This is a genomic window from Hydrogenophaga sp. (assembly GCF_048549895.1).
Classification (GTDB): Bacteria; Pseudomonadota; Gammaproteobacteria; order Burkholderiales; family Burkholderiaceae_C; genus Hydrogenophaga.
On record NZ_JBLYYB010000180.1, the window covers coordinates 1 to 8,573 of the forward strand.

Sequence of the window (8,573 nt, forward strand, 5' to 3'; positions counted from 1 at the left end):
CGCCGACGGTGCGGCCACCTTCGCGGATGGCGAAGCGCAGGCCTTCTTCCATCGCGATGGGGTTGATCAGCTTCACCGTGATCGACACGTTGTCACCTGGCATGACCATTTCCTTGCCTTCGGGCAGCTCGATCGAGCCGGTCACGTCGGTCGTGCGGAAATAGAACTGCGGGCGGTAGTTGTTGAAGAACGGCGTGTGACGGCCACCTTCGTCTTTGGACAGCACGTAGATCTCGCCGGTGAAGTGCGTGTGCGGCTTGATCGAGCCGGGCTTGCACAGCACTTGGCCGCGCTGCACGTCTTCGCGCTTGGTGCCGCGCAGCAGGATGCCGACGTTGTCACCAGCCTGGCCCTGGTCCAGCAGCTTGCGGAACATTTCCACGCCGGTGCAGGTGGTCTTCTGGGTGTCGGCAATGCCGACGATTTCGATCTCTTCGCCGACCTTGATGATGCCGCGCTCGATACGGCCGGTCACCACGGTGCCGCGACCAGAGATGGAGAACACGTCTTCCACGGGCATCAGGAACGCGCCGTCAACGGCACGGTCAGGCGTGGGAATGTAGGTGTCCAGCGCGTCGGCCAGCTTCATGATGGCTTCTTCGCCCAGCGGGCCCTTGTCGCCTTCGAGGGCGAGTTTGGCGGAGCCGTGGATGATGGGGGTGGCGTCACCGGGGAAGTCGTATTTGTCCAGGAGTTCGCGCACTTCCATCTCGACCAGCTCGAGCAGCTCGGCGTCGTCGACCATGTCGCACTTGTTCAGGAACACGATGATGTAAGGCACGCCCACCTGGCGCGCCAGCAGGATGTGCTCGCGGGTCTGGGGCATGGGGCCGTCAGCGGCCGAGCACACCAGCACGGCGCCGTCCATCTGGGCGGCTCCGGTGATCATGTTTTTCACGTAGTCGGCGTGACCGGGGCAGTCGACGTGGGCGTAGTGGCGGTTGGCCGTCTCGTATTCCACGTGCGCGGTGTTGATCGTGATGCCGCGGGCTTTCTCTTCGGGCGCTGCATCGATCTGGTCGTAGGCCTTGGCCGCACCGCCAAACTTGGCCGCCAGCACGGTCGTGATCGCCGCCGTCAGCGTGGTCTTGCCGTGGTCCACGTGACCAATCGTGCCCACGTTCACATGCGGCTTGGTCCGCTCAAATTTCTCTTTTGCCATTTTTCAATTCCTAAAGAACAAAACCCGTGTCACGGTTTAAGGTCTGCATCACACTGCTGGTTCGCCCCGCACGGGGACAGGGCGGCGCGTGATCGCAGACCGGCTACTGATCAGCGGGGTCAGAGCACACACGGTGGTCTGACCCCAATTCTTTACTTGGCGCGCGCAGCAACGATGGCTTCAGCCACGTTGCGCGGTGCTTCTGCGTAATGCTTGAACTCCATCGAGTACGTGGCACGGCCTTGCGACATCGAACGCAGGGTCGTGGAGTAGCCGAACATTTCGGACAGGGGCACTTCGGCCTTGATGGCCTTGCCGCCACCCACCATGTCTTCCATGCCCTGCACCATACCGCGACGGCTGGACAGATCGCCCATCACGTTGCCGGCGTAGTCTTCAGGTGTTTCCACTTCCACGGCCATCATGGGCTCCAGGATCACCGGGCTGGCCTTGCGGCAGCCTTCCTTGAAGCCAAAGATGGCGGCCATCTTGAAGGCCATTTCGGACGAGTCCACGTCGTGGTACGAACCGAAGTGCAGCGTGACCTTGACGTCCACCACCGGATAACCGGCCAGCACGCCAGTGGTCAGCGCTTCGATGACGCCTTTTTCCACCGCAGGGATGTACTCGCGCGGCACCACGCCGCCCTTGATGGCGTCGACGAACTCGAAGCCCTTGCCGGCTTCGTTGGGTTCGATCTTGAACACCACGTGGCCGTACTGGCCCTTGCCGCCCGACTGGCGAACGAACTTGCCTTCGGAATCTTCCACCGTCTTGCGGATGGTTTCGCGGTAGGCCACCTGGGGCTTGCCCACGTTGGCTTCCACGCCGAATTCGCGCTTCATGCGGTCCACCAGAATTTCCAGGTGGAGTTCGCCCATGCCGGCGATGATGGTCTGACCGGATTCTTCGTCGGTCTTCACGCGGAACGAAGGATCTTCAGCGGCCAGGCGCTGCAGGGCGATGCCCATCTTCTCCTGGTCGGCTTTGGTCTTGGGTTCCACGGCTTGTGCAATCACCGGCTCGGGGAAGACCATGCGCTCGAGCATGATGATGGCGTCCGGATCGCACAGGGTTTCACCCGTGGTCACGTCTTTCAGGCCCACGCAAGCTGCGATATCGCCAGCGCGGATTTCTTCGACTTCCTGGCGGTTGTTGGCGTGCATCTGCACGATACGGCCGATGCGCTCTTTCTTGCCCTTGATGGGGTTGTAGACGGAGTCGCCTTTTTTCATCACGCCCGAGTACACGCGCACGAACGTGAGTTGGCCCACGTACGGGTCGGTCATGAGCTTGAACGCCAGAGCAGAAAACTTCTCGTTGTCGTCGGCCTTGCGGGTCGTGACTTCTTCGTCGTCATCCGTGCCCTTGACGTCAGCGATGTCCACTGGCGAAGGCATGAGTTCGATCACGGCGTCCAGCATGCGCTGCACACCCTTGTTCTTGAACGCGGTACCGCACAGCATGGGCTGGATCTCGACCGCCAGCGTACGCACGCGCAGGCCGTGGGTGATCTCTTCCTCGGAGAGGTCGCCCTCTTCCAGGTACTTGTTCATCAGCTCTTCGGACGCTTCAGCCGCAGCCTCGACCATCTTCTCGCGCCAGATCTTGGCGGTCTCGAGCAGTTCGGCCGGGATGTCCTGGAACTCGAACTTCATGCCCTGCGAAGCTTCGTCCCAGATGATGGCTTTCATCTTGCGCAGGTCGACCACGCCAGTGAAGTTTTCTTCGGCACCGATCGGGATCACGATCGGCACGGGGTTGGCCTTCAGGCGCAGCTTCATCTGCTCGACGACCTTGAAGAAGTTGGCACCGGTGCGGTCCATCTTGTTCACGAAGGCCAGACGCGGCACTCGGTACTTGTTGGCTTGGCGCCAGACGGTTTCCGACTGGGGCTGCACGCCACCCACGGCGCAGTACACCATGCAGGCGCCGTCGAGCACGCGCATGGAACGCTCCACCTCGATGGTGAAGTCCACGTGGCCGGGGGTGTCGATGATGTTGATGCGGTGCTCGGGGAAGGACATGTCCATGCCCTTCCAGAAACAGGTGGTGGCGGCAGACGTGATCGTGATGCCGCGCTCCTGCTCCTGCTCCATCCAGTCCATGGTGGCCGCGCCATCGTGAACTTCACCGATTTTGTGATTCACACCGGTGTAGAACAGGATGCGTTCGGTGGTGGTGGTCTTGCCGGCATCGATGTGCGCGGAAATACCAATGTTGCGATAGCGCTCAAGGGGCGTGATGCGGGACATGGAAATACTCCGAAAAGGGATCGAGCCCGCCACCCTTGGAACAAGGGATGCGGGCTCTCGGTTCTGGATGCTCTAAGGGGCGGCGGCCCGGATCAGAAGCGGAAGTGGCTGAAGGCCTTGTTGGCCTCGGCCATGCGGTGGACTTCATCGCGCTTTTTCATGGCGCCGCCACGGCCTTCGGTGGCCTCGATCAGCTCGTTGGCCAGGCGCAGGGCCATGGATTTTTCGCTGCGCTTGCGCGCGGCTTCCTTGATCCAGCGCATGGAGAGCGCCAGACGACGGACAGGGCGCACTTCAACGGGCACCTGGTAGTTGGCACCACCGACTCGGCGGGACTTCACCTCCACCATCGGCTTGACGTTGTTGATGGCCACCGAGAAGATTTCGACCGGGTCTTTGCCGCTCTTCTTCTCGATCTGCTCCAGCGCGCCATAGATGATGCGCTCGGCGACAGCTTTCTTGCCGCCTTCCATGATCACGTTCCTGAACTTGGAGAGCTCGACATTGCCGAACTTGGGATCCGGCAGGATTTCACGTTTAGGGACTTCGCGACGACGTGGCATTTTTTCACCTCATATTGCTTCAGTTGGCGCCTTGGCAGGCACCGCGGAGGTCATTGGAACCCCCACTTACTCGACCCACACGGACAATTCCGCGCTTCGGGTCACTACGCTGATTCACCGCGCCACGCGGCAAACAGCACCTTGAATTCGAACCAGATTACTTGGCCTTGGGCTTCTTCGCACCGTACTTGGAGCGCGACTGCTTGCGGTCTTTCACGCCTTGCAAGTCGAGCGAGCCACGCACGATGTGATAACGCACACCAGGCAAGTCCTTGACACGACCGCCGCGAACCAGCACGACGCTGTGTTCCTGGAGGTTGTGGCCTTCGCCGCCGATGTAGGAGATCACCTCAAAACCGTTGGTCAGGCGCACTTTGGCGACTTTACGCAGAGCGGAGTTGGGCTTCTTGGGGGTCGTGGTGTACACACGGGTGCACACACCGCGGCGCTGCGGAGAGTTTTCCATGGCCGGGCTCTTGGATTTGGTCTTTTCGACCTCCCGGCCGTGGCGCACGAGTTGATTGATGGTTGGCATTGGAAACGTCCCTAAACGTTTGAAAAAAGCGAAAACGGAAAGCTCTTCGGAAAATTCCGAAAAGCCCGCTAATGTAGCACGGGGGTGGCACCCTGGCAATGCAGGGGCCGGCGGCGTCACTGAATCCAGAGGCGGATGGCGTCCCAGGCGCGGCCAAAGACGCCGCTTTCCTCCACGGTGTCCATGACGACCAGCGGAATCTCAGCCACTTTGGCGCCACTGGCCAGGCTCACCCGCAGCGTGCCCACGGCGTCGCCGCGGTTGAGCGGCGCCACCAGCGGATCGGGGCGGATCACCTCGGTTTTGAGTTTGGCGCCCTCTCCAGCCGGCACGGAGATGACCACGCCCTCGGCGCGACCCAGGCGAACCTGCTCGGATTTGCCCTTCCAGATGCGCGGCGTTGCCACGGGCTGACCGGCCGGGAAGAGGCGCACGGCATCAAAGGCGGTGTAGCCCCAGTTCAGCAGTTTTTGCGTTTCTGCGGCCCGGGCGTTTTCGCTGGACGCTCCCAACAACACACTGATGAGACGGCGCTGGCCTTGCGCTCCCTCGCCCAGACCCGCCACCTGGCGCCGCGCTGTGGCCACGAGGCAATATCCGGCGGCGTTGGTGTGCCCGGTCTTCAAGCCATCGACGCTGGGATCGCGGAACAGCAGCAAGTTGCGGTTCGTGTCGTTGGTGGCCGGAGTACCGGGATAGCGGTAGCGCTGGATCGAGTAGTACGGCACGTACTGCGGGAAGTCCGTCATCAGCCGGTTGGCCAGCACGGCCAGATCGCGGGCGGTGGTGGTGTGTCCGGCTTCGGTCAGGCCTTCGGTGTTGCGGTAGCCGGTCGAGTTCATGCCCAACGCCTTGGCCTGTGCGTTCATGAGTTCCACAAAACGCTCCACCGAGCCGGCCACGCCTTCGGCGAGGGCCACCGTGGCGTCGTTGCCCGACTGCACAATCATGCCCTTGATCAGGTCTTCCACCGGCACCTGCATCTTGGGGTCGATGAACATGCGCGAGCCCGGCATTTTCCAGGCGCGCTCGCTCACACCAAAGGTCTGCGTGAGGCTGATCTTGCCGGCCTTGAGCGCGTCAAACACGATGTAGGCCGTCATCAGTTTGGTGAGCGACGCGGGCTCCACCGACTGGTCGGGGTTCAGGGATGCCAGGACCTGACCGGACGTCACGTCCATCAAAAGATAGGCTTTGGCGGCCACTTCAGGGGCTTGGGGCATCTGGGCAGATGCGGGCAACACCGCGCCCACCAGCAGACAGGCAGACACAAAAAAAGAAGAGAGGCGACGCAACAAAATCCGGTCCTTGCAAGGAGTCAAAAAAGTACCCGCGCAGCCTCAGGCGCGCAGGTGACGAAGCACCAGCTCCCGCAACATCGGGAGCTGGCCGTGAAAGAAATGGCCGCCGCCGGGCACAACGAGCACTGGCAGCACCTGCGGCCGAGCCCAATCCAGCACACTGGCCAGAGGAACAGTATCGTCCTGCTCGCCATGAACGACCAGCGTTCGGGCGTGGAGTTCCGCTGGCACGGGTGCAACGTCAAACCGACTGGCTGCCGTGCCGATGAGCACCAGCCGCTGGATGTCGCGCGATGCTTGCAGGCTCACGGCGGCGTGGCTGGTGACAAAGGCTCCGAACGAGAAGCCCGCCAGGCACAGCGGGCCGTCGGGCGCGTGGGCCGCCACCACGGCCAGCAGGTCGTCGAGCTCGCCACGGCCTTCGTCGTACGCACCCTCGCTGACACCCACGCCTCTGAAGTTGAAGCGAACAGCGGTCCACCCCGCCAGCACACAGGCCCGGGCCAGCGTCTGAACCACCTTGTTGGTCAAGGTGCCGCCGTGCAGCGGATGAGGATGTGCGATGACCGCAGTGCCGCGCGCGATGCCGTCGGGCTGGTCGATGGCGAGTTCGATCAGGCCCGCAGGGCCGGGCATCATTTGGCTGGTGGTCTGGGCGTTCATGTTCGGGGCTGCGGTTCTGGGCTCGCCGCGTGTCGGTTGAACACCAAGGGCTCAGCGCCCGACATCGGAGGGCGTCACCAGCCGCTGCACGACCACACCGTCGCGAAGATGCGATTGCACGATTTCGTCGATGTCGTGCTCGTCCACGTAGCTGTACCACACGGCTTCCGGGTACACCACCGCGATCGGCCCACCCGCACACCGGTCGAGGCAGCCCGCTTTGTTCACTCGAACCTTGCCTGCACCCAGCAACCCCTGCGCCTTGGCCTGCGATTTGCAGCGATCAAATGCCGCCTGCGCCCTGTGGTCGGCGCAGCAGGCTTCACCGCTGTCGCGCTGGTTGAGACAGAAGAAGATGTGGCGTTCGTAATACGACTTGTTTTCAGTCATGGCGCAATTTTAGAGGCGCGTGCGGTGGCAGACGATGAACGGGCCACCGCGAGCAAGCCGAACACGAGTGCAGCAAAGGGCCACAGCCAGCCCAACCACTGGGACAAACCGTGGAAACGGATGAAACGCCCCTGCTCCCAGACTTCCAGTGACTGGGCGAAGTACGGGCTGACAGGGGCGTCGTTGAGCAGACTCAACGACAAGACCAGACACAGCAGCATGATGACGTGGCACATCCGGCCCGGCAGCGCTGCAAAAAGAAGACCCAGGACAAAGGCGGCCACCAGCCCCAGCTCGGCCTGCGGCGTCACCCAGGCCCAGGCGTGATCGGGACCGTAGGTCAAGGCGGACGACAAACCGGCCACGCCCACAGCACCCACGAGTACAAGCACGCAGAACACCAGGCGCCGCGCGCGCGAGCGCATGTCGCCATACCCCATCAGCAAAGGCGCCAGCACGCCCAACCCGATGCACAACGCCTCGGACAGCGGACTCAAAGGGGCGGGCTCCACCAGACGAATCGGCAACCACTCCAGAAAAGGCGTGTCGGTCAGCAGCGAGGTGAGGCCGGACTCCAGCCGATTCCAGACATGACCCAGACCGAACGGCACCGGCTGCGGGTAAAGCAAGGCAAACGGCCACAAGGCCAGCAACACAAGACTCCCGTGCGCTGAAGGCTCGAACCAGTTGGCGCGGATCCGACTCCAGCGGCGCAACGCGCCCAGGCGCTCGATCAACAGCGCCAGCGCCACGCCGATTGCGGCGCCAGCGGTGTTCAGGGCCAGATCCACGTTGGACGGAACCCTCATGGGCAAGTAGCTCTGCAGCATTTCCACGGTCAGTGACAACAGGGCCGGGAGCCCCAGCGCCACCATCCACGACCAGCGCACGCCGGACCGCCGCATGGCGAGCGCCAGCAAGAGGCCCAGCGGGGCGTAGCCCACGAGGTTGGAGCCGATATCGAAGCCCGTCCAGTACTGGGGCAAAGGGGCCTGCAGAAACGCCAGCGGCACCACGCCCTGATCCCGCCATCCAGTGAACGGGTACAGGCTGGCGTACACCACCAGACAAGCGAACAGCAGCGCCAGCGGCCAGGCAGATGATCGCGCGTTCAAAACGTCAGAACGGCTTGACGACCACCAAGATCACCGCGATCACCAGCAGGATGACCGGCGCCTCGTTGAACCAGCGGTACCAGACATGATTTCGGCGGTTGGCGCCCCGTGCGAACTGCTTGAGCATCACGCCGCACACGTGGTGGTAGGCCAGCGCCAGCAACACCACCAGCAGCTTGGCGTGCATCCACCCGCTGCCCGCGCCGATGCCATAACCCAGCCACAGCCACAGCCCAAGGCCCAATGCCGGCACGGCCAATACACTGGTGAACCGCATCAGCTTGCGCGCCATCAAGAGCAAGCGCTCACGTTCGGCCAGACTTTCGGAGGGCACCATGGCCAGATTCACGAAAATCCGGGGGAGATAAAAGAGGCCGGCGAACCAGCTAGCCACGAACACGATGTGAAAAGATTTGACCCAGAGCATGGGGTCAGTGTAGTGCGCGGTACCGACCTCGTCCGGGTGTGGACCGTGGACGCGCCTGGCAACAGGATCGGCATAGGGGGCCTCCATATTCGGAGGCACCCCTGCCACACCACCCGGCATGCGGGTCCGCACCGGGCGGTTCGAGAGCTTGAGGTCATGACA

Annotated in this window: 9 protein-coding genes; all 9 read right to left on the reverse strand. The window is 62.7% G+C overall.

Features of this window, described 5'->3' with window-relative positions; translation table 11 throughout:
• The coding region (gene tuf / locus ACN4F8_RS17275; protein WP_419474697.1) for an elongation factor Tu at positions 1-1,162 on the reverse strand (1,162 nt) is incomplete at its 3' end.
• A 152-nt stretch (positions 1,163-1,314) separates the two neighbouring features.
• Complete coding sequence (fusA, locus tag ACN4F8_RS17280) at positions 1,315-3,417, reverse strand: elongation factor G (protein WP_419474698.1); 2,103 nt, start codon at positions 3,415-3,417, stop codon at positions 1,315-1,317.
• A 92-nt stretch (positions 3,418-3,509) separates the two neighbouring features.
• Positions 3,510-3,980, reverse strand: coding sequence for a 30S ribosomal protein S7 (gene rpsG / locus ACN4F8_RS17285; protein ID WP_419474699.1), 471 nt, complete (start codon positions 3,978-3,980; stop codon positions 3,510-3,512).
• 157 nt (positions 3,981-4,137) lie between these two features.
• Complete coding sequence (rpsL, locus tag ACN4F8_RS17290; RefSeq protein ID WP_056266875.1) at positions 4,138-4,515, reverse strand: 30S ribosomal protein S12; 378 nt, start codon at positions 4,513-4,515, stop codon at positions 4,138-4,140.
• 116 nt (positions 4,516-4,631) lie between these two features.
• A complete protein-coding gene (locus ACN4F8_RS17295; protein ID WP_419474703.1) occupies positions 4,632-5,738 on the reverse strand; it encodes a D-alanyl-D-alanine carboxypeptidase family protein in 1,107 nt (368 codons plus the stop codon).
• Between the two features lie 117 nt (positions 5,739-5,855).
• Positions 5,856-6,479, reverse strand: coding sequence for an alpha/beta hydrolase (locus ACN4F8_RS17300; RefSeq protein ID WP_419474700.1), 624 nt, complete (start codon positions 6,477-6,479; stop codon positions 5,856-5,858).
• A 51-nt stretch (positions 6,480-6,530) separates the two neighbouring features.
• Positions 6,531-6,869 (reverse strand): (2Fe-2S) ferredoxin domain-containing protein, encoded by a 339-nt coding sequence (locus ACN4F8_RS17305; protein ID WP_419474701.1) that lies wholly within the window; start codon positions 6,867-6,869, stop codon positions 6,531-6,533.
• The gene (locus ACN4F8_RS17310) at positions 6,866-7,984 is read right to left on the reverse strand and encodes a VanZ family protein (protein WP_419474702.1); all 1,119 of its coding nucleotides are present in this window, start codon (positions 7,982-7,984) and stop codon (positions 6,866-6,868) included. The genes ACN4F8_RS17305 and ACN4F8_RS17310 overlap by 4 nt, the downstream gene beginning before the upstream one ends.
• 4 nt (positions 7,985-7,988) lie before the next feature.
• Entirely contained in the window at positions 7,989-8,411 is a 423-nt protein-coding gene (locus tag ACN4F8_RS17315) for a CopD family protein (protein ID WP_419474704.1), read from the reverse strand.
• Between the last annotated feature and the right edge of the window lie 162 nt (positions 8,412-8,573).

What these genes read in the sequence shown, in the direction of transcription:
- fusA (WP_419474698.1), bottom strand. Translation starts at nt 3,417, where the DNA reads ATGTCCCGCATCACGCCCCTTGAGCGCTATCGCAACATTGGTATTTCC.
- rpsG (WP_419474699.1), bottom strand. Translation starts at nt 3,980, where the DNA reads ATGCCACGTCGTCGCGAAGTCCCTAAACGTGAAATCCTGCCGGATCCC.
- rpsL (WP_056266875.1), bottom strand. Translation starts at nt 4,515, where the DNA reads ATGCCAACCATCAATCAACTCGTGCGCCACGGCCGGGAGGTCGAAAAG.
- ACN4F8_RS17295 (WP_419474703.1), bottom strand. Translation starts at nt 5,738, where the DNA reads ATGCCCCAAGCCCCTGAAGTGGCCGCCAAAGCCTATCTTTTGATGGAC.
- ACN4F8_RS17300 (WP_419474700.1), bottom strand. Translation starts at nt 6,479, where the DNA reads ATGAACGCCCAGACCACCAGCCAAATGATGCCCGGCCCTGCGGGCCTG.
- ACN4F8_RS17305 (WP_419474701.1), bottom strand. Translation starts at nt 6,869, where the DNA reads ATGACTGAAAACAAGTCGTATTACGAACGCCACATCTTCTTCTGTCTC.
- ACN4F8_RS17315 (WP_419474704.1), bottom strand. Translation starts at nt 8,411, where the DNA reads ATGCTCTGGGTCAAATCTTTTCACATCGTGTTCGTGGCTAGCTGGTTC.